The sequence below is a fragment of the Chryseobacterium cucumeris genome (genome assembly GCF_001593385.1).
GTDB classification, from domain to species: domain Bacteria; phylum Bacteroidota; class Bacteroidia; order Flavobacteriales; family Weeksellaceae; genus Chryseobacterium; species Chryseobacterium cucumeris.
In genome coordinates this window covers 80,721-101,200 of record NZ_LUVZ01000002.1, presented here as the reverse complement: position 1 = coordinate 101,200, position 20,480 = coordinate 80,721, and the positions used below count along the sequence as shown (strand labels likewise).

The following is a 20,480-nucleotide window of genomic DNA, read 5'->3' as shown; positions in this document are numbered from 1 at the left end:
TTTTAGATATATTTGAAGTCTGTCATTAATCTATATCTAAGATCATAAAAGGTTAATCTAAAGCACAATATTATTCTTCGGAGCAATGGCAGGCGGAAGATCAGATTCATCCAGCATATCTCTCATATCAATTTCAATGGTACGGCTGATCTGAGTGATAGGAACATCATTGGGACTTCCTTCAAAAGGATTTACCGAAGCCTCCCCCACGCTGTCCAAGGTATGGAAGCACCATGTTACCAGTAAAGAAAATGGAATATTGAACCACAATGTCCAGCCTTCTACCATGGTTCCTTCACCTAATTTATCGAACTCTTTCAATAATCCGAAAGGCACAAAAACAATGAATAAAAGCAAAAGATACGTGGTGATGGAAGAGAAATTTCTTGGATAGGGAAAATTTTTAATTCTTTCTGCCTTTCCCTGATTATCGGTAAACTTCACCAATTGCTGGTTGATCTGTGTCCATTGAAAATCATTGATTTCTCCTTTTTCATACGCTTCGGACAAATCCTTACTTTGCATTGCCATCAATTGAGTCGCTCTGTTCTTTTTGCTCAAAATATACTGAAGTTCAGATTCTGAAAGGTATTTCTTCAATTCTTCATCCAGTGTGGCCAGTCTCTCGGGAATGTCATATTTTTTAGCATATTCATCAAACTGATCTGTTCCCATATTTTCCCATGCTCTCGGTTCACGGAGCTGAAATCTCAATGCAGTAAGCCATGCATAATGCCGAAGAAACATTTCTTTTACTTTACCGGGATCTTTTGAGAACAATGCATCTCTCAGAATATATCCAAAGCTGCGGCTGTCATTAATAATCGCTCCGTAAATCTGTCTTGCTTCCCAAAGTCTGCTATAGCTGGCATTGTTTTTAAATCCAACGATAAAGGCAACCGCTGTTCCCATAATGGCAATTGGCTGCCAGGGAACAGAAAGAAACTTCCAGCCTAAAAAGTACAGGACTGTAGGAATGGCTGATAGTACGACCAAAGCGTAAATACTTCTTCTGGTCCAGATAATGAACTCGCGGGCTCCGAATCTTTTTCCTGAATGCATAAGTGTTTATTTTATAATGTTTATGATGATCTATTTTCAGATAATGGTTTTCCTCACAGCATTCAGTAACAGTTTTATTAGTTCTTAGTGAATGGGATATTATTATAAAAACCAATCTGAATCTGTCCCCGGTTTCTGTTCTCTTGAATCTGGTTCATATACCCTGCTTCAATCCTCATATTTTTGTTGATGACATATCCTAAAGCTCCATACACTCTGTTCCTGTCGAAAACCGGACTATCGAAGTGCAGAAAAATTTCGTTGTATACTGATGCGTAAAGGGTTTTCGGCAGCATCTCTTTTTGAGTAATCGGAATATTGACTCCCAGCATATAACGGAATCTCATTCTGAAATCATCTTCCAGAAAGCGTTCTTCCAAACGATAACGGTGCTGAAGATAGAAACGTCCGAATTTCTGCTTAGTAATATACTGCTGGAAGATTCGGTGTTCAATATTTTCTTTTTTTTCACCGTTTACGTAAGGCTGGCTGAGAATGAAACCGTATCCTAATAAAACATTGTTATTGTTCTCTGTAAGATCATACCCGATTCCTGTACGGATCAGTAACTGTTCCAGGTCTCCAACAGCGTCGAAATTACGGTACTGAATTTCATTGTGCCAGTTCAGTTTCTTGCTGATCTTATTATTTCCAAAATACATATACCATGCTCCAACATCATTTTTTTGAGCAAATGTCAAAATGGATTCCAAACCTAATACAGTGAATGCCAACTTCGTAAAAACCTTTCTCATGTTTATCAATTACTATTATCTATCGTTTTTAACAAAATTAATATTTTAAATCAATAATAGCAAACAATATTTTATAAGTTAATGGAAAGAAGTACGGATGCAATGGTCTGCATCCGTTTTTTTGTAAAAGATTATCCTGGAACCTGTTCGGTCAGAACATCACTTTCATTCTGGTCAAAATAAGTACAGGTCATCGCCTGAAGATCCATCGTCCAACCTTTGATTCCGTTTTCGGCACAGTCTTTACAGAAAGTCATATAATCTGTTCCTCCCTGTTGATGAAGTTTCAGTCTTATTTTAAAATTTTCAAGATTTAAAGTATCGGAAACAGCAAGAGAATCATACTTTTTTCCTGTATGAACAGATTGATTTTCGTGATTGAAGTATTCTGTGTTTCCATCCTGAACGTACGCCTTATAGTGAGAAACCCCCAACGTTTTTATATTCTGAATATATTTAGGAAAATCGGCTCCGCTTTTTACTTTCTGGTGCTCTGCTTTGATGTTTTCAATTGTAAATTTCATTCTTTTGTATTTTCTGTTTTAACTATAAATTATTGTTTTTTTATAAACAATCCATTGTGTTCTGTTTATCAAAACAAAAGCTAATTTAATCAGAAAATATAAATTTCAATTAATTTTTAATGAAAACAGCTGTATGACTATTTATTCGAACCTATCTTTTAAATAATTCATATCTGCAATTTTACTTTCTATGGCATATACCACTAAGCCTGCAGTATTTTTGGCTCCTGTTTTAAGCAGAAGGCTGTTTCGATGACCTTCAACGGTTCTGGAGCTTATAAAAAGCTGATCCGCAATCTCAGAAGTGTTGTACTGTTTGCAGATGAGTTCCAATACCTCTTTTTCTCTTTTGGAAATATGATTGGCATCAAAAATACTGGAAACCTTTTTCTTAGGTTCTGTAAGGTTTTGATGTAAGGCTTCCATTACCTCGTTATTATAAAAGAAACCTTTGCTGTGTACTTCCCGGATTGCCGTGAGCAATTCTGCAGGGCTTGAGTTTTTTTTAAGAAAGGAGCAGGCCCCGGACTGTATCATATTGACAATAAATGCTTTCGTGTTATAGCTCGTTAAGGCAATAATTTTAATCTGGGGATATTTGATGTGGATCTGTTTGGTAGCTTCTACTCCGTTAATTTCCGGCATATTGAGGTCCATCAGGATTATATCAGGCAGTTTTTCCAGGGTTACAAGCTCATCCAGCAGCTCTTTGCCGTTGCTGAAATCACTTACCAGTTCAATATCTTTTTCTCTCTGTATCAACAATGAAATTCCCTGACGAAAGAGTGCTTCATCGTCTACAATTATGACACGAATTATATCCTTTTCCATTTTATAATGATTTAAAATGTAAATTCTACAGTGATTCCTTTATTGTTTTCACTTTCAATTTTCAGTGTTCCATTGATCAGTTCTACCCGGCTCCTGATATTTCTTAAGCCTAATCCTTCTTTCAAAGTATTTTCATTCAGATCAAATCCTTTCCCATCATCTTTATAGATACAGGTATTTTTTCCGTCTTTTCCCAAAAATTCTATATCAATATGTGTACTTTCTCCGTGTTTTATGGAATTGTTAATGAGCTCCTGAAGTATTCTAAAGATATGTAAATTTTTTTCTTCTTCTGCTTTTGCAAAGTATAAACTGTTGGAATAAGTAACCTGCAGAGTTTTGGACAGGTTAATTTCTGAGCACAATGCATCTATTGCAGCATGGAGTCCAAATTTTTCTAAAATCGGAGGAAGGAGATCATGCGAGATCTGTCTGGCACTTTCTGCTGTTTTGTTGACCAGATGTATAATTTTATTTTTCAGATCGTTGTATTCTTCTCTTGTCAGATTATCAAAATCCAGGAGATGGATATTTAAAGAAACCACACTGAGTTTTGAGCTGATATCGTCATGCAGATCCTGAGCAATGCGCAGCCTTTCTTTTTCCTGAGCACTGATGATAGCATGGGTAAGATCTTTCTCATATCTCACCTCCAGTTCTTTTTTCTGAATAAGGTTTCTTGTTATCTTCTTATTCGAAAAATAATAAAATATGATCAGGGTGACGGCCAGTAAGGTAAATGCCAGAAAGGTATAAACGATAGTGGAAATAATTGTATTCTCATTCATTTTGTAAAATCATAACAGTAATTACACATTTTTTTTGCGGGAAGACAGATAATCTATCAGAATAAAAATCTGATACACAATAAACATAACAACATTGAAAACCCAGATCTCTTTATGCAGTTTTCTATTCATCACCGTATAGAGGTTTCCGGACAAAAATATTACAGTACTGCTTATCAGATAAAGTAAAAGTCCCAGGCTTATATAATTGTATTTCTTTTGGGTATCCAGTATATTATATAAATGAAATAATGCCAGAATTATGATTGAATAAGATGTGACAAAAATTTCAAAAAGATTAAAAACATAATACTTTTCGGGGTATATGATATACTGTATAACAAGAACTACGGGAATGATAATTAAAAGTGTACGTGCTGTTTTTTTCTGGTATTTTTCCGTTACAATTTCATGAAAGAATAATCCCAGTAACAAAAACTGGCCTATCAGATAATAATGTGAAAAAAACAGATTATTAATCTTCTGTGAATTCAATACATAGAAAACAATTTCACATAGTAATATCCAGGCCAAATAGCTGATGAAGTATGTATAGGCTTTTCCTCCTCCGGAAAAGCCTATACAGTATACTGCCAGATTAATCAGCAGAATGCCTTTTCCTATTAACGACAATATTTCAATCCAGTGATCCAATGATCTCCAGTTTTCAGATTACAGGTTCCACCATTTTGCAGCAGAACATACGCTTGGACAAGGTGTGGTCATATCATAGACATAATCTCCATTGTCATAGTTTACAATATCATTGTTATCTGCATCTACTCCTACCAGAAGAAATTTAAATTCGCCTTCATCGGTAATGGCATTATAACCCCGATATCTCGCAAATCCTTTGTCGTCAATAAAAATATCATGAACATCCTTTGCCGGAATAAGATGAGCCCGGATAGATGTTCCATCGATAATTTTTGTATTCTGCCAATTGCTGATCCATTTTTTAGCATCATCTAATGAGACTGCATGTTTAGGTAATTCCATAGTTTTTCTCGTTTTAAATTATATAATAGGTTTAGAATAAGTTACTTCAGCTACACATTACAAGTTATGAAAAAAACTAACCATACTGTGAAATACATTCATTTTAATTAACATAATATTCTTTTTTCAAAATTATAATAATAAAAACCAACGAAATTGCGTATTTCTACCTGTTTTTCAATTCGGCATTTAATACGCTGTTGTCACTTTGTATTTCTCGGTTACTTTGTGGTATCCTTTACAGAAAAAACTCATGAGCACATCAACAGTACGGGAAGCTTATGATCTTCTTTAAACATTAAAAAATCTGTATCATGAAAAAAATTATCTTTTTTGGAATCTTTGCTTTCTTAAGCAATATTACAATGACCAGTGCACAGACAACTACTGTGACTTTTGAAACTTCATCTGGCGGCAGCACAAGCTTTACCAGCAACGGATATACTTTCAATATCGTATCACAGGCCGGAACTTTCAGAATTCAGGGCAATTATCCAAACACCGGCTGGAACGGAACAGCTAATGATAATGTCTATATCGACAATACAGGAACAACCAATATCAGCTCTCCCTCTTTCAGTGTTAAAAGCAATTCTGCATTCACGGTGTCAAAGTTTTGGGTATTTTTAAGCAATACTGCTTTAAACCAGTCTACCTCATCAGGAACACTTATTATTACGGGAAAATTAGGGGGAGTTACAAAGTTCACCACCACAAAAACATCCGGATTTAACACTACATTTAATGCAACTACGGGAACGACAGGCATCAACAACGGATTTACCCTGATTGATCTTTCCACCCTAAATAATCAGAATAACAGTAATACTACCATTGATGAAATCCAGCTGCAATCCACCGGAGGATATGTCTATATGTGCCTGGATGCATTTACATGGACAAAAATTTCCACACTGGGAACTTCAGAAAATTCACTCAAAGGCAAAGGGAATATTTATCCGAATCCAACTACCGGTATCTTCTATATGGATGACCTAAGGAAAAACGAAAAAGTTTCATTATACGACCAGTCTGGAAAACTGATGAAATCTGCAGCAGCTGAAAAAGATAAAAATCAGTTTGATATAAGTGAACTCCCTGAAGGAATTTACCTCATCACAACAGCGTCAGGAAGCTACAAAATTATTAAAAAGAAATAAAGCAATTCCTTATAAATTACTTACAGTCAATCATTAAAAAAACCGACAGCTATCTGTCGGTTTTTGAATATTTTGAACTCCAATATGAATCTTATGGGTGCTGCTGCATTTTAGCGGGATCGTCATAATTTACCATCCAGTTGATTCCGAATTTATCGCTGAACATTCCGAAATAAGCTCCCCAGAAGGTATCAGCCATTGGCATTGTTACCTGTCCGCCTGCAGAAAGACCACTGAATAATTTGTCTGCCTCTTCTTTAGATTCTGCATTCACAGAAATAGAGAAGTTGTTTCCTGCCTTGAAGTTGGAAGACCACTCTCCTCCTGTATCGCTTCCCATCAAAATCGTTTCTTTAGAGATCGGAAGAGAGACGTGCATGATTTTGTTTTTATCTTCTTCAGGTGTTTCTTTTCCTTCCATTGGCGGCATCTCTCCAAATGTTCCGATGTAAGGATATTCTCCCCCGAAAACAGATTTATAAAAATCGAATGCTTCTCTGCAGTTTCCGTTGAATGTCAGGTAGACGTTTACTGTTGCCATAATTGTTTTGTTTTTTTAAGTTGAGTTTGTTTTATTGAGGTTTTTCAGATAAGGTTTTTAATCTTGAAAGCCCTTTCTGATAATCTTTTCCAAGAGCATCCTCCATATTCATAAACAGCTTCATCAAGGTAAACGGATAAGGAATCTCAGAAGTAAATCCCCATGTTGCCTTGCTACCGTTTCCTTCCGGAACTACTGTTACGTAAGCATTTGCTTCACTTTCATAAGGGGTAAGAAATTTGATTGCCGTATCTATTCTTTTACCAGCTTCATCTACTTTTTCCAATTCCTGGCAGCCTTTTCCTGCCTGTTTATTTTTACTGTCCCAGCAAACTTTTTCTCCGTGCTGCCCGGTTGTTCCCGTCCACTCTTTTTTCATACCCGGATCAAGATCATTCCATGGACTCCATTGATCCATTGCTTTAAGGGTATTGGTATTCTGCCATACTTTTTCCACAGGTGCATTAATCGAAATCGATTTTTCATATTGACAGTCACCAGGAATAAAAGCAGCCCAAATCAGCAAAATGATTAGTAATGTGGCTAATAGTAAAAAAATACGTTTAAATGTTCTCATCATCAATGTGTTTTTAATTATTATCTGTGTTGATCTATAAGAATCATATTTCCATCCGGATCTTTCAGATAGATATGTTCCGGCCCGGAGGTGGTTTCATCGGCTTCTCTACCGATTTCTACTCCGTTTTCTTTTAATCTTTTCTGAATTTCACGCACATCATCAAAAGATTCCAGATTCTGTGCATTTTCGTCCCATCCCGGATTGAAGGTAAGCATATTTCCATCAAACATTGCCTGAAAAAGGCCTATCAGTGTAGAACCGTTTTTCATGATCAGATAGTTTTGTGCTTCTGTTCCTGCCATAGTTGTAAACCCAAACTTCTCGTAAAAGTCTTTTGACTTCTGAAGATCTTTTACGCTTAAGCTAATTGAAAATGCGCCTAGTTTCATAATGTTTGTAAGTTTTTAAAGTAAGCCCCCGAGGTCTGGGGTATTGTTAAGTCGAAGATAATGAGGTTGTTTTACTGATTTTTAAGATGGGTCTTAAATTCAATGGTTCCGTCATAACTTTTCCAATCGCCTGTAAGTTCGATGTGCTGCTCTTCAATTTTCTCTGTTTTTCTATTCCATTTGAAATTGTAGACAAACTTCCCTTTGAAAAGTCCGGAATGTTTTCCTTTATTCTCTTCTGCCAGCTCATATTCTCCGTATACTGTTCCCTGTTTTTTGGAATCTTTATATTTTGAAATGGTAATTTTCCCTTCAAATTTTGCATAACTGGTATCCACAAGAGAATATCCTGAAACGAAATATTCCTGATCATTCTTTTTATTCTGTTCAGAAATATTGATCTTCAGTTTCAGTTCCTGGCCTTTATTTCCAATGGTTCCTATATAAGGTTTACTATTGTTCAGCCATGTATTTGAGATATCCGGCATCTGCCCTAATACAAAATTAGCCGTCAGAATGAGGAGTAATAAAAATTTTTTCATAGTGTGTGTTTTAAACGCCAAATTGTGCAAGATGGTGATTCAGATGTTTGGCAAACATATTATTCCACTCCTGGGAATTCAGTTTTCCGAAAGAAAAAGATTCTTTACCATCGAAAGCGTCCGCTCCTAGCTGCTGCGTTTTTTGAATGAACCCTATCAGCCTTGTTTTTTCTTCGTGAAAATTCTTTCTGGTGGTAATCAAAAACTGTGGAGCGGTAGGAGAATCTCTTGGATATGCTTTTTCTCCCACTACTTTAGGTTTTACAAAAGTTTTTAGTATAAATTTTGCAATGGCTCCCGGTTTTTTGTGTTTTTCCGGTTCATAGATCATTTCATAGGTAATACAGCAGTGTGCCAGCATTTGGTCTACTGTCATTTTCCCCCACAAACCGTGAGTATCTTCTACCAATTTGTTGATCCTATCTATATAGTTTTGAGCATCTTTTGCATCAAATACATTTTCCATATAATTTCTATTTTACTATGGACAAATATATCAGTTTTTTTGTTTGATTTTATTGTTGAATGAAAAAATTGAGGGGTTCTTGTTATGAGATACTAGTTACGGGGTACGGGATTCGAGTTCGAAAGTTTTTCGGCTATTTTTCGATTATTTTTTACATATTTTTCCCTGCTCTTTAATTTGTCGGGTATAGATACTGATCATCTGCCAGCCTATATACTACAAAAGTAACCAGCAAACCAGCATCATATCAACCTCTAACTTAAAAACCAGCAACAAATTAACCAAAAACTACTCTATCTCTTCCCGAGAAGTATCCTCAGTTGTAATTTCCTGGGGTCCAGATTTTTTGAAAATAAACCATAGTTTGATCTTTAAAGCAATCCAGCCTATGATCGCATATATTACTAAAAGGATGCTTAAGTGTTTCAGATATGGGAAAGTAAGCTCTACCGAACCTTTTTGAATCAATAAGATCTTGAAAGCCTGTAAAAAGGGAGTCAACGGAATAATATTCGCGATAAACTGTACAAAAGCAGGCATTGCATTTAAAGGCCATGTAAAACCACTGATAATGAAAGCCGGCGAAGCAATGACCATCAGGATTTGTGTCGCCTTCAAAGCATCCGGAATAAGAATACTGATGAATACTCCCAAAAATGAAGCTGATCCCACAAATACCGCTGTGAGGAGAATAAAATTGAGTATTCCTTCCGGCATCGGAACATGGAAAATCATGTGCATAAAGTAATAAATACCTACAATAAGAACAGAAAACACCCAGATCGGAATGACTTTAATCAACATGGTTGGGAAGGCCCATTTTTTCATTTTTAAATATTCTTTCACAAAAGATCCTCTTTCGAATTCTGCAGCAAAACTCACTGCCATTGCTAATAAAATAACCTGCTGTAACACGACTGCCAACATTGCCGGCCACATAAAGATCAGATAGTTTCCGGTTGTATTGAAAAGGGTTATATAATTGGCTTTGAAAGGTTCGTATTGTGTTGCAGCCTTTACAGCGGGCATTCCTGCTTTCTGAAGAGCTTTGATGGAAGCTCCGGCAGAAAATGTTCCTATGGTCAGCTGAAGCGCTTTCGATGCGAAATTTGCTGTTAAAACGTTCCCTGTATTGATATAAACATTCAGTTCCGGATATTTTTTCTGCAGCATATCTCCTTCAAATCTTGAGGGAATAATTACTACCGCAGCAGCCTCATGCCGGATCACCTCATCTTTAATACTGAGAGGTTCCTGCAGATATCTGATAATTTTGATGCTTTTGTTATCATCCAGCATTTCCGTCAGTTGGTTGGATAACGGTGTATTGTCTCTATCAACAACCAAAACAGGAGTATTTTCAACTTTTCCGCTTTTGTAGACAAACCCCAGCAAGGTGGCATAGAAAACCGGTGCCAAAAAGAACACCGTCCTTAAGGTAGAATTGCCGATAAAAAGTTTGAACTCTCGTTTTAAAAGACGGAAAAATTCTTTCATTTGTATATTTTTATAAGTGGAAGAACGAAATGAAATTTTATAGAAGCTTCATCTGTCCTTTTCAATTTATTTCAGGATTACATTGGCATTGACTAAAATATTTTTAGCCTTATTCATGTCTTTGGGTTTTACTTTGATCTCATATATCGCATCCTGCAACTGATAATCCGGGTAAGCCGTGGTGATATCTGCATACTTTGTCAGCTGTTTGATATACACGATAGTTCCTGTCAGGTTTTCTTTGTTATAGACTACCTGCATGGTAACCTCCTGCCCTTTTTTGTACTTTGAAATAGCACTTTCAGGAATGGTAAATCTGAAATACGTACTCTCCGGAATATATCCGTTGAACAGAGCAAAACCAGCAGTTGCCAATTCACCCGTATTTAAGCTGATGGTCTCAATTTCCATATCATTGGTGGCAATGATATATCTTTCGGAATAGGCTACATTTGCTTCCTGTAAAGCGCCTTTAGCCTGTGATGCCTGTCCGGCCGCCATTTCTACTTTTTCGAAACGGGTTCCTCTTTTCACATCATCCAGTTCTGCCACTACAGCATCATATTGTGCCTTTGCGCCCTGTAATTTTGCGTAGATTTCGTCATGGGCCTGTGGAGACATTAAACTATCGCGGAACATATTATTGGCTCTTCTGTATGATTTCTGAGCAAATTCATATTGTTCCTTCAATCCCTTATATTTGGCCTGAAGCTGTCGCATCTGATCGGCTGTCGCTCCGTTTTTTGCCATCTGCTCCTGAGCCGTAGCCGCACTTACTGCTCCTTGCGCCTGTGCAATTTTTGCAGAAACTTCCGGTACATCAAGCTGAGCCAGGGTATCTCCTTTTTTCACAGTCTGACCTTCAGAAACATATATTTTCAGAATCCTTCCGGTAACTTTAGGGGCAAAAGAGATCACATCCTTTTTGGTTTTTCCTTCCGGATCTTTGATTTTCTCGTTTTTTTTGTCACAGCTCCCCAATAAAAACAGAGCAGCGAAGAGTATAGATATATTTTTATGCATCATTTAAATTTTTAAGGGATTAAATAAAATTTGGTGATATCCAGTTCCTGGGTAGATCTCATCAGTTCTATTCCCGCTCTTCTCTGGTTGAAAATGGCATTCTGATATTCCAGTTCTGCAACTTCCAGATCATTTTCGGCATCAATAAGCTGTGAAGATTTGCTCATTCCGTATCTGAATTCTTTTTCTGCCTGTACGAGTGCATTTTTAGCCAGCTCTTTTTCTTTGGCTTTCAGGGTAATCTGCGCAGAAGCGATATCATAATTGGTTTGATTATTAGCCAGATTCAAGGTCAGTTTTTTCAGGGCGTCTTCTTTCTGGTTCTGCAATACTTCTTTGCCTACTTTGGCAGTTTCTTCAGCATGTTTTCCTTCTTTACCATCAAAGATTTCCCATTTAAAACCAACCCCCGCAGTAATCAATGGAAATACATTGATATTATTGGGTCTCCAATCCAGCTTTTTACCTTCATATCCAAGAATTGGCACAGCAGGGATTACATTTTCCGAAGATTTTATTCTGTTCCCGTACAATCCGATATAATAGGCAGAAGCCATCAGCTGTACTTTAGGAATCATCCACTTTCTTTCTGCTTTTATTTTATAGTCTGCCGCACTGATTCCATGTTCCAGAGCTCTAATTTCAGCTCTCTGCTCAATTCCTTTTTCTGCAGCCAGCAATTCTACAGGAGATAATACAGGATCAATCATTCTGAGCCTTTCTCTTTGAATCCCTGTCAAAATATAAAGCTGGGTAAGAAGAAGTTCTTTTTTCCCGTCATATTCTACCATTTTAGCATCCAGAGTAGCCTGAGCGAGTTCAATTTTCTTATGGTCATAAGGCGTTATCAAACCATAGCCAAGCGCTTTATCAGCTGTTTTTCGGTTGATATCCAATCTTTTTTTACTTTCATCCAAAACCTTTTTAGACTGATGAATCAATGCTAACTGATCATAGGCTTTGGAAATGGTGGCAATCACCTCATCTTTTGTTTTTTCCAGAAGGATATCTTCAGACTTTTTCTTTTCTTCCACCGCTTTTTTCATGTACTTCACCTTTCCTCCTGAATACAGCAGCATTTTGGCATCTGCCTTGGCAATACCTGAAAATCCGGATACATTGAAATTATTGTTGAAAGTCCCTTCGGGAATATTGATAAAGGGAGCGAGATTGAATTCCGGGGACGTCAGTCTTGCTGTTCCGTTAAGATAACCGGCCTGACCGCTCAATTCCAGGGTTGGAAGAAAGATATCCTTCAGTTTGTGCTCGTCAAGATCGGTAAGCTTATTTTGGGTAATCTGCATTTTAAGGTTCGAGTCCCGAACCATAGCACTATCCAGAAGTTCTTTAAAATCCGGCGCAGACTGTGCCCAGCCAAAAGCGGGGAAAGCAAAAAAACTAAACGTAAAAATCAATAAATTGTTTTTCATGGTTTATGTTTATAACAAATATAATGCAAAAAAAGATAAAATACTTAAAGATAATTCAACAAGGTAGTGAATTTAAAGTAAGTTTAAAATATGTTTAAGTTTAAAACCTTATAAAATAAAGTTTTGTCGGAGTCGTTTAAATGTTAATTAAATACTAGAAAACCTGAAAAAAATTTTAACTCTACTTTTTCTGTATTATTTTTACGACACTTTTTTCAGGAAACAAAGGAAGAAAAGAACATTCTCTGGAAAAAATCATTCTGAATTTGGAATTTGGATTCCTTCGGAATGACAAACTGGATGGATAGGTTTGTATAATAAATTTCTTAATCTATAAAATCTGTGAAAAACAATATTTAATAGGAACGGGCTTTAGCCCGTTTAATAAAAAACAAAACTTCAATAGCTTTGAATTCGTTCGCAAGGGCGTTTCACTTAGAGCAAAGACATGACGAATTATTTTACCCTGAAAAAAACGAAAACTCCCCACATCGCTGTGAGGAGTTTTCTGTATCATTATAATAAGCTGATTTATTTTTGAACTGCTTTTTTCATGGCAGCATCAGGGCGTAAAATTCTGTAACGAACTTCAATGTCTTTCGGTACGTAGAATACCAATGGAAGTTTACTGTTATACCTTACAATTTCAGGTTTTAAAGTCACAAACTTTTTAGTCTGTTTTTTATCCAGGCAGCCCATCAGTGTTCCTGCCGTTTCCCCTTTAGATTCTACTTCATAATAGTTGTATCCCCATCCCTGAAGGTCCTGAGTTTTCATTTCTCCCATTAAGAAATAGTTATTACAGTCTAACATCTTTTCAGCACCTACAAAAAGCTCAACTTTTAAATCGTTTTCATTTTTTGCTATGGGAAGCTGAATATATACTTGCTTATAACCTTCTTTTGCTTTTGGGAACATTTCAATCTGTAGTTTTTCAAACTTTTCTGCTTTCTTTTGTGCGAAAGCATTTACTCCAACCATTAATACTAATCCTGTGATTAAAGTTTTAGAAAATTTCATCTTTTAATAATTTTTTTAATTGCTACTATCTTAATTCCAAAAACCATTCCAAATTAAACAATTGTTTGGTTTTCGATTTAATTCTATTTTTATTAAAAATCTAGAAATAAAAAACTGTAGTAAAAAAAAATTACTACAGTCTTCTATGTTCATCAGTTACTCTGAAATTGTTACATTACTTCCTTTTGTATGGGCATTCATCTGCGGTGCGTAATAATTCTGCATCGTTGTAATTCCGTTGGAGAATTTTCCGGATGCATTGGCTACTACATCATATTCAAATACATATTTTCCTTTCGGCATATACTGAATATAGAAATTGGTAGAAGCATCTTTGGTCGACTGATAGTAGCCCAGATTATTTTTCCATTGATATCCGGATAATACATCTACAGGCTCAAATCCTGCTGCACGCATATCTTTAATATGAATAAACTCCATCGCTCTGTCTGTATTCAGAATCATCCTTACAGTTACCTTATCACCTACTTTCAACGGGGTTTCAGAAGAAATTTTCTGAAGCTCTTCTCCGTTTACCGTTTTCACTTTTTTATAAAGCTCTTTCGTTACAGAAATATAATTTTCAGAAGATTTAATTTTATCAAGATCCTCATAATATTGCCAGAACAATCCTCCCTGCACAATTCCGGGACCAGGTTTTGTAACCGTTACGGTGGCTAAATTTTTATCTATAGCTTCCGGTTTCACGGTTGATTTTACATAACCAGTTGCCTGTGTCTGAGGAGCCAGTTCTTTTCCACCCCAAACAATCGTTGCTTTATCACTTTCTGTACCCGTCCATGATTTTCCTGAATTCAAAATGGTAAAGATCACCTCAGCTGTTCCTCTTGAGCTTCCCCATGAGTTGACTTCTTTTTGGGTTACCAGCCAGATCTTCATATCTTCAATAAAAGATTGATCATTAGCTTTCAATTTGTTGAAGGCTTCCAGTGCTCCGGCATGGTTAACTACTTTGGAACCAAACCATCCCCAGTCATTCAGGTTTTGTTTCCAGTAGACCCCTTGTGTTTTGGTATCTGTGGAAGTTTCTTTAAGGTAAGTCATTAACTTATCTGACACCTCTTTCAGACCATAATCGTTCATCAATAATGCCGCGCGGTGAAGCCCGAAGAATGTAAAGTCGTTGATCTTAGCTGTCTTTGCTTTTTGCTTTACCAGCATTTTCAGGGTAGCTCCTTTTCCTTTTAAAGGATATTGCTGCTCCCAATAGTTTCTGGTATCAAGATAATCGATCGCCCAGTTGTTCCAGACATTGTCTTTTTTCACATCATAATATTTGGCCACTTCATTGTCTACATACTGAATCAATTTTGCTACAAGAACTTTCTGATCAGCACTTTGATAGTCTTTCACGTTATCTTTTAACCAGGAATTGATTTTTCCTAAGTTTTTAAGGATATACAATGACGTTCCGTAAGAACTTGGATAGCCGGGATACCATGAGAATCCACCGTCAGGATTTTGTAGTTTTTTGAAATCATCCCAATCCTGATTAATGGAGTTTTTCATCGTGTTGACATCAAACAGCAATGCCAGCTTTTGCATCTGCTCGCCTTCATTTTTGCTTTCCAATACCCAAGGAGTTTCTTCAAGCAGCAACTGTTTCAACTCCTGATTTTTTTCAAGATTTGACTGTAATAGTCCTTTGTTCTGATATTCTTCAAAAACCGTTTTCATTTTCGGATTGGCTTTGAAAATTTCTGAAGCCAAAACATCTGCAAACCATTTGTTAAAGATTACGTCTGCAGAGTTATTCTGATCATTTTTCAGACCTGGAAGGGCAAACATGATCTCCCAGATCGGATTGGTTGTCAGTTCCAACGTATTGGAAACATTGGAAGCCGTTGTGGATGTATTATTTTTAAGATTATCTAATACAAATGTTTTGGTTTCGCCTTCTTTCACAAAAACCGGAACAGCATCCGTCACAAGCATTCTGTTAGGCAATACAGCAATGGCTTGCTGTTCTCCGTCAGAATAAGCTCCCGTTTTGGCCACCACTTTGAAAATAACAGAAGAAACATCATCCGGAACCTTTAATTTCCATGTTAACGCACTGCTTCCGTTTTCATTAAGATTGAAGTTTTGTACTCCGGAAGTGATTCCAAACTTCGAAGAAATATTTTCATTGGTAAAGGCATCCAGAATCTGTAATTCGGCAGAACCATTCAATTTTTTATCGGTAAGATTGGATAACTTCGACTGTAGATTCAACTCGTCTCCTTCTCTCAGGAATCTAGGATAGTTTGGCGTTACTGAGAATTCTTTCTGCGTTACCACTTCTTTTTCCAACGTAGCTGCTCTTGCATCTTTGGTGTGGGCAAGGAACATCAGTTTCCACTTTGTCAATGCTTCCGGAGAAGTGAACTCGAAGCTTACATTACCTTCTATATCGGTTTTTAGATCTGGATAGAAAAATGCTGTTTCATTCAGGTTTTGACGAACAGCTACTTTATCCAAGTCTTTCTCTACATCAACAGAGCCAGGAACGTCTGTATATCTTTTTCTCTTCTCTTCCGTCAATTGTCTTCCTGAATCAAGGAGATCAATCGCACTATCATTCAATACCACAGCTTCTTTTGCCACGGCAGCTCTTGCTGTTTTAAATTTGGCACCAGCAATTGGTGACGGAGGAGATGCATACGCAGGAGCTTTCACTCCTTCCTGATTGCTAAATCCTACTATAGTTTCCCTTGAAATTGAATAATAATTTCCATCAAACCAGTTAAACTGAGGAACAGTTATATATCTGTCTTCAAAATACTTTAATCTCTTCTGATAGTTTTGCTGCTGCAGATAATTTCTGATTCCATAAGAAGTCACCATTACAAATGGAGTATATAATTTTCTCCAGCTGTACGTGTTTTTAGCAAACTGATCCAAAGATATATCATACATATTCGCTAATACCTCGGCATTGATCTTTTCCTTGTCATTTCCGGTAACTTTTACCGTCCATTTTTCCTTAGCGTTAGGTTCAAGCTTATCTCTGAAGGTTACGGTTTCAATTTTTAAAGGTTTTTCTGTGTCTTTTATTTTTAAGGAAACAGATTCTGTATTCACATCATTAAATGCTACCAGCTGAAACTGAAGGTTCAGATCTGAAACACTTTTATCTTTAGAAATCTCAGCCGTGTATTCTAATATTCCCTTTTTCATCTGATGAACTTCAGAAACGGTTTTTCCGGATCCGTCCTGTACAAAAACATTGATTAAAGCATCAGGAACAGCTGAGTAAACATACACTTTTGCTTTTTCTCCTCTTGATAATTCTTCTTTGGGAGCGATAACTGTAAGGAATGTTTTCTGAGTGGGTTTTAAAACGGTTTTATCCCAAACACTGAAATACTGTGAAGTTTTGATCGTATCTTTTCCTTCAATATTGAAAAGTTCAAGTTCATAATCCCCTGCTTCCAGTTTTCCTAAATCAAGACTTGCTGCTGCCTGAGAATTATCAGCGGATGGCTGCTGCTGTTTTTCAATCAATACTTTTTCGGTTTTCCAGTTTTTGATCTCATCATTTTTATCAAAAAGATCATGTGGAAATTTGCTGATAAATTCTTCTTTTGAATATTTCGGAAGATTCTGAACATCAGATTTAAAATTATCTCTGAAGATCCTGTCCGGAGCAGTCAGCTTCGATAACTTAACCTGATAAGGTTTCTTTAGATTCTGATCGTTATAATTTTTGGTTTCCACCTTTACTTTTACATTTTCGTCTGTAAAAGTATTGCTGATATTTTCTGCCTGAATGTAATGAGAAACCGAAGCTACTTTTAATTGAGTATTGGCAGTCTGCGTTTCCCCGTTGATGTCTGTAACAGAAGCATTGATGGCATAATTATCAATCTGTATTCCTTCCAGCTTTTCATCTTTTTTAAGTTCCAAACGAATCGTAAACTCTCCTTTTTCATTGGTTTTTGCTTCGCCCAGAATCGAGTTTTCATTATCATCATTCTGCGGATACCAGCTGAAATATCTCCATCGGATATTCTGTTTTTTGATTTCATAGTTTACGGCTGTATTACTCAGCGGAACACCGGAAAACATAACAGCTTTTCCTTTCAGTTCTATCGTCTGGCCATATTTGTACTCGTCTTTAACGGGATCAAAGGTCACTTCAAATTTTGGTCTTTTATACTCTTCTACCCTGAAATTTTTATATCCAGCACTTTCCCCTTCTATTCTCAAGTAAAAATTACCATTCAGTTTTCCTTTTGGAAGGATGAAACTTCCATGATAAGAACCGAATTCATTAGTGGTAAAATCTTGTGAAGAAACTTCTTCACTATTGGTATTTAATAAAGAGATTTTTTGTTTTAGTCCTGAAAGAACTGCTTCAACTTCCTTATTCATTCTGGTGTTGATCACCTTGAAATAAACAGTCTGTCCGGGACGATAGATCCCTCTGTCGATAAAAATCTGAGCCGTTGAACGCGTTTGTTTATTTGGATTATAATCATCGGCATATCCTCTGTTTCCGTACACCTGCATGATCTGGAAATCATTAGTTTTAGGTTGTTGAATCAGGAATGTTCTGTAATATTCTTTGCTGTCTGTAGCAGGAAGCTTAAATACTCCGTTGGCATTGGTTGTTCCCTCAATTTTAGTTAGAGTCTTATTGGAAACAAATTCATAAAACCGAAGCCCTTCATTAGCCAAAGGCTTACCGTTCTCACTATTCACCAATTTCAACTCGTCGGAAAGAGGGCTTCTATCCGTTTTGGATTGATAAATAATCTTGTTTCCGGAAACCAGAAAATATAAATTATGTCTGGAGTCTGTATCTTTCATATCTGCTCCTGCAACTGTAAATTCTGCGACATACACTCCTGAAGGAAGGGGTTTCACTTCCAAAGTAGTTTTATGACTCTGATAATCTTTAGGATCCGGAAGCTGGAATGTTTCCTTCCTTACAAGATTCTTCTTTAGTTTGCTAAAAGTATCTGAATATGAATCCTGAACATATCGAATTAACGAAGTAAAATCGTCTTTTACTTCATAAATATTCAGAGTAAATTCTGATACATTCTGATACTGTACTACAAAGTGAATCGGAAGATTATTCTGCGTCTGTGCTTCATATTTTAAAGTCAGATACGGATTGACAATCTGTGCTTCTTTGCTTTTGATATTCTCCAGAAAAAGAGATTTCGGGTATTCACTTTTAGCTTGTGCCGCTAATGCAAGAGCTTCTTTAGGTTTCTTCTGATTAGTGAGTTCATCCATGACATCTCCCATAATCAACACTTTATAATCTCCCTCTATATTAGATTTCAAAAGATTCTGAAGCTGCTGAAGTTTATCCTTGCAATGATTGAAATTACAGTTTTCCGTTATCTTTTCTTTCATGAAATACAACTTTGGATTTCCCGTATTCTGTTCGATCAGTTCATCATACATTGCATTGATTGCTGTACGGTTGGCTGTCAACTCATTTTTGGTAAAAATGTTGTTTTCAGATAGAAACGTTATTTTTTTAACGGCATACCAATCCGCCAATGTCGGAAAATAAACAAGGTCTCCTGCTTCTGAAAAGATATTCTTATACTTTTCCAGAGAGATCTTTCTCATTTCAGGTTTTTCTTTATCAAGTTCCTGGAAGTTTTTCGTCAGATAATTTTTGAAATCAAGTTTACTCCAGGTTTCAATCTGCGAAACATCCTGAGAGTTGATATTGGTTCTTCCGTTTATTTTCCATGAGTTCTGGTTGTAATAATCCATAAAAAAGCCATTCAGCAGAACTTTGTACACCAGTTTACCTTCTCCGTTTATTTTTCCTTCTGCCTCTTTAAGTCTTTTAAAAAACTGAGAAGCAGCATCATTCTGATCATCGTCAACGGTTTGGTTTACAATACTGAATTCCGCTTTCAGAGAACGGATCAGCTCGAAGGCATTATTTTCTTTCATGGCTTGTTTTTGTATGTCTAAAATAATGGGAAGATTAGATTTATAAGCTCCTTTCACACTGTTATCAGCTACTTTTTTCCATTGGGTATCGTAATATTTCTGTGCGGATACCATTGAAAAGCTCAGCATTACAAGCAAAAGCAGAAAAATCTTGGAAAATCTTTTCATATATATTAATTTTGATAAATGAACATCTTAAAAATACTGAAAAAAACCGTCATAGACAGCCAGGTTTATGTCTCTCTTATGGGAACTCTTTTTGCAGTATTTTTCATGAAAGAGCAAAACACATTCCGTTTCCCTACTTTTGCACTTATTTTCATCACTTATTTCAGTGGCTATCTGTATACTAAATATCAATATACCAGATATTTTTTCAGAATAGTGATCATCAACGCCATTGCAGGAATCATCTGTGCTTTTTTAATCATTCATAATCATAATGGAATAAGACTTCTGAAATGGTTTGTCATTGTTGTGCTGGGGTTACTTTATAATAGCTTTTTTCTTGATGTTTATATCCGGAAAATTCCTTTACTGAAAGTTTTTTACGTAGGATTAGTATGGGCATTGGTTAATTGCTGGCTTACCCTTCCTGAATTTAGTATTCCTATTTTTCTTATCAGCTTTTTCTTTATCACCGCACTTGTGCTTCCTTTTGATATCCGCGATATGAACAGCGATACCGTAAAAACCTTTCCTATGCTGATTGGGGTACAAAATACCAAGTACATTGCTTATGCACTTGTTTTCGTCAGCAGTATCATTTCTGCTTTTTATCTTGATTTGGAATATGCGCTTGCTTTTTTTATGGCCAGTATCATAACTTATATTCTCATCTATTTCTCTGAAAATAAAAGAGATGACGCTTATTATTCGTTCGGGGTGGAAACTTGTTCGGCACTTCCTTTTTTATTTTTAGTAATAATGGAGTATTTTTGA

The 20,480-nt window shown here is 36.3% G+C and carries 19 protein-coding genes; 2 read left to right on the top strand and 17 right to left on the bottom strand.

What is annotated here, in order from left to right; all coding sequences use genetic code 11:
• Positions 1-57 precede the first annotated feature (57 nt).
• The 7 genes from A1704_RS06710 to A1704_RS06680 all read right to left on the bottom strand — a co-directional run bounded on the left by A1704_RS06710 (position 58) and on the right by A1704_RS06680 (position 4,959).
• Positions 58-1,062, bottom strand: coding sequence for a bestrophin family protein (locus A1704_RS06710; protein ID WP_062671777.1), 1,005 nt, complete (start codon positions 1,060-1,062; stop codon positions 58-60).
• A gap of 77 nt (positions 1,063-1,139) precedes the next feature.
• On the bottom strand, positions 1,140-1,817 hold the full coding sequence (locus A1704_RS06705) for a DUF2490 domain-containing protein (protein WP_062671775.1): 678 nt from the start codon (positions 1,815-1,817) through the stop codon (positions 1,140-1,142).
• Positions 1,818-1,948: 131 nt separating this feature from the next.
• Complete coding sequence (locus tag A1704_RS06700; protein WP_062671773.1) at positions 1,949-2,341, bottom strand: DUF1398 domain-containing protein; 393 nt, start codon at positions 2,339-2,341, stop codon at positions 1,949-1,951.
• Between the two features lie 141 nt (positions 2,342-2,482).
• Positions 2,483-3,172, bottom strand: coding sequence for a response regulator transcription factor (locus A1704_RS06695; protein WP_062671771.1), 690 nt, complete (start codon positions 3,170-3,172; stop codon positions 2,483-2,485).
• A gap of 11 nt (positions 3,173-3,183) precedes the next feature.
• On the bottom strand, positions 3,184-3,960 hold the full coding sequence (locus A1704_RS06690) for a sensor histidine kinase (protein ID WP_062671769.1): 777 nt from the start codon (positions 3,958-3,960) through the stop codon (positions 3,184-3,186).
• Between the two features lie 21 nt (positions 3,961-3,981).
• Positions 3,982-4,614: a hypothetical protein gene (locus A1704_RS06685; protein ID WP_062671767.1), complete on the bottom strand. Its 633-nt coding sequence runs from the start codon at positions 4,612-4,614 to the stop codon at positions 3,982-3,984.
• An 18-nt stretch (positions 4,615-4,632) separates the two neighbouring features.
• On the bottom strand, positions 4,633-4,959 hold the full coding sequence (locus tag A1704_RS06680) for a hypothetical protein (protein ID WP_062671765.1): 327 nt from the start codon (positions 4,957-4,959) through the stop codon (positions 4,633-4,635).
• A gap of 314 nt (positions 4,960-5,273) precedes the next feature.
• Between A1704_RS06680 and A1704_RS06675 the strand changes: the two genes are divergently transcribed.
• Positions 5,274-6,119 carry a T9SS type A sorting domain-containing protein gene (locus A1704_RS06675; RefSeq protein WP_062671763.1) on the top strand — a complete coding sequence of 282 codons (846 nt, stop codon included), beginning with the start codon at positions 5,274-5,276 and terminating at the stop codon, positions 6,117-6,119.
• A 91-nt stretch (positions 6,120-6,210) separates the two neighbouring features.
• On the opposite strand, the gene A1704_RS06670 is transcribed toward A1704_RS06675, so the two are convergent.
• From A1704_RS06670 to A1704_RS06625, 10 genes are all read right to left on the bottom strand, one after another.
• Complete coding sequence (locus A1704_RS06670; protein ID WP_062671761.1) at positions 6,211-6,660, bottom strand: VOC family protein; 450 nt, start codon at positions 6,658-6,660, stop codon at positions 6,211-6,213.
• Between the two features lie 31 nt (positions 6,661-6,691).
• A complete protein-coding gene (locus A1704_RS06665) occupies positions 6,692-7,240 on the bottom strand; it encodes an SRPBCC family protein (protein WP_238590585.1) in 549 nt (182 codons plus the stop codon).
• A 17-nt stretch (positions 7,241-7,257) separates the two neighbouring features.
• Entirely contained in the window at positions 7,258-7,629 is a 372-nt protein-coding gene (locus A1704_RS06660) for a VOC family protein (protein ID WP_062671757.1), read from the bottom strand.
• 71 nt (positions 7,630-7,700) lie between these two features.
• Entirely contained in the window at positions 7,701-8,171 is a 471-nt protein-coding gene (locus A1704_RS06655) for a hypothetical protein (protein WP_062671755.1), read from the bottom strand.
• 10 nt (positions 8,172-8,181) lie between these two features.
• Positions 8,182-8,637: a DUF1569 domain-containing protein gene (locus tag A1704_RS06650; protein WP_062671753.1), complete on the bottom strand. Its 456-nt coding sequence runs from the start codon at positions 8,635-8,637 to the stop codon at positions 8,182-8,184.
• A gap of 288 nt (positions 8,638-8,925) precedes the next feature.
• Positions 8,926-10,134 carry an ABC transporter permease gene (locus A1704_RS06645; protein WP_062671752.1) on the bottom strand — a complete coding sequence of 403 codons (1,209 nt, stop codon included), beginning with the start codon at positions 10,132-10,134 and terminating at the stop codon, positions 8,926-8,928.
• A gap of 66 nt (positions 10,135-10,200) precedes the next feature.
• Positions 10,201-11,157 carry an HlyD family secretion protein gene (locus tag A1704_RS06640; RefSeq protein ID WP_062671750.1) on the bottom strand — a complete coding sequence of 319 codons (957 nt, stop codon included), beginning with the start codon at positions 11,155-11,157 and terminating at the stop codon, positions 10,201-10,203.
• 11 nt (positions 11,158-11,168) lie between these two features.
• Positions 11,169-12,587, bottom strand: a complete 1,419-nt coding sequence (locus A1704_RS06635; RefSeq protein ID WP_062671748.1) for a TolC family protein — start codon at positions 12,585-12,587, stop codon at positions 11,169-11,171.
• A gap of 531 nt (positions 12,588-13,118) precedes the next feature.
• Positions 13,119-13,607 carry a serine protease inhibitor ecotin gene (eco, locus tag A1704_RS06630; RefSeq protein ID WP_062671746.1) on the bottom strand — a complete coding sequence of 163 codons (489 nt, stop codon included), beginning with the start codon at positions 13,605-13,607 and terminating at the stop codon, positions 13,119-13,121.
• Positions 13,608-13,763: 156 nt separating this feature from the next.
• A complete protein-coding gene (locus tag A1704_RS06625; RefSeq protein ID WP_062671744.1) occupies positions 13,764-19,706 on the bottom strand; it encodes an alpha-2-macroglobulin family protein in 5,943 nt (1,980 codons plus the stop codon).
• Positions 19,707-19,724: 18 nt separating this feature from the next.
• Between A1704_RS06625 and A1704_RS06620 the strand changes: the two genes are divergently transcribed.
• A complete protein-coding gene (locus A1704_RS06620) occupies positions 19,725-20,480 on the top strand; it encodes a UbiA prenyltransferase family protein (RefSeq protein ID WP_065119565.1) in 756 nt (251 codons plus the stop codon).

Excerpts from the sequence above, each read along its gene's own strand:
- A1704_RS06660 (WP_062671757.1), bottom strand. The coding sequence starts at position 7,629 with ATGAAACTAGGCGCATTTTCAATTAGCTTAAGCGTAAAAGATCTTCAG.
- A1704_RS06625 (WP_062671744.1), bottom strand. The coding sequence starts at position 19,706 with ATGAAAAGATTTTCCAAGATTTTTCTGCTTTTGCTTGTAATGCTGAGC.
- A1704_RS06690 (WP_062671769.1), bottom strand. The coding sequence starts at position 3,960 with ATGAATGAGAATACAATTATTTCCACTATCGTTTATACCTTTCTGGCA.
- eco (WP_062671746.1), bottom strand. The coding sequence starts at position 13,607 with ATGAAATTTTCTAAAACTTTAATCACAGGATTAGTATTAATGGTTGGA.
- A1704_RS06670 (WP_062671761.1), bottom strand. The coding sequence starts at position 6,660 with ATGGCAACAGTAAACGTCTACCTGACATTCAACGGAAACTGCAGAGAA.
- A1704_RS06710 (WP_062671777.1), bottom strand. The coding sequence starts at position 1,062 with ATGCATTCAGGAAAAAGATTCGGAGCCCGCGAGTTCATTATCTGGACC.
- A1704_RS06675 (WP_062671763.1), top strand. The coding sequence starts at position 5,274 with ATGAAAAAAATTATCTTTTTTGGAATCTTTGCTTTCTTAAGCAATATT.
- A1704_RS06680 (WP_062671765.1), bottom strand. The coding sequence starts at position 4,959 with ATGGAATTACCTAAACATGCAGTCTCATTAGATGATGCTAAAAAATGG.
- A1704_RS06640 (WP_062671750.1), bottom strand. The coding sequence starts at position 11,157 with ATGCATAAAAATATATCTATACTCTTCGCTGCTCTGTTTTTATTGGGG.
- A1704_RS06665 (WP_238590585.1), bottom strand. The coding sequence starts at position 7,240 with ATGATGAGAACATTTAAACGTATTTTTTTACTATTAGCCACATTACTA.
- A1704_RS06705 (WP_062671775.1), bottom strand. The coding sequence starts at position 1,817 with ATGAGAAAGGTTTTTACGAAGTTGGCATTCACTGTATTAGGTTTGGAA.
- A1704_RS06655 (WP_062671755.1), bottom strand. The coding sequence starts at position 8,171 with ATGAAAAAATTTTTATTACTCCTCATTCTGACGGCTAATTTTGTATTA.
- A1704_RS06635 (WP_062671748.1), bottom strand. The coding sequence starts at position 12,587 with ATGAAAAACAATTTATTGATTTTTACGTTTAGTTTTTTTGCTTTCCCC.
- A1704_RS06650 (WP_062671753.1), bottom strand. The coding sequence starts at position 8,637 with ATGGAAAATGTATTTGATGCAAAAGATGCTCAAAACTATATAGATAGG.
- A1704_RS06645 (WP_062671752.1), bottom strand. The coding sequence starts at position 10,134 with ATGAAAGAATTTTTCCGTCTTTTAAAACGAGAGTTCAAACTTTTTATC.
- A1704_RS06620 (WP_065119565.1), top strand. The coding sequence starts at position 19,725 with ATGAACATCTTAAAAATACTGAAAAAAACCGTCATAGACAGCCAGGTT.
- A1704_RS06695 (WP_062671771.1), bottom strand. The coding sequence starts at position 3,172 with ATGGAAAAGGATATAATTCGTGTCATAATTGTAGACGATGAAGCACTC.
- A1704_RS06700 (WP_062671773.1), bottom strand. The coding sequence starts at position 2,341 with ATGAAATTTACAATTGAAAACATCAAAGCAGAGCACCAGAAAGTAAAA.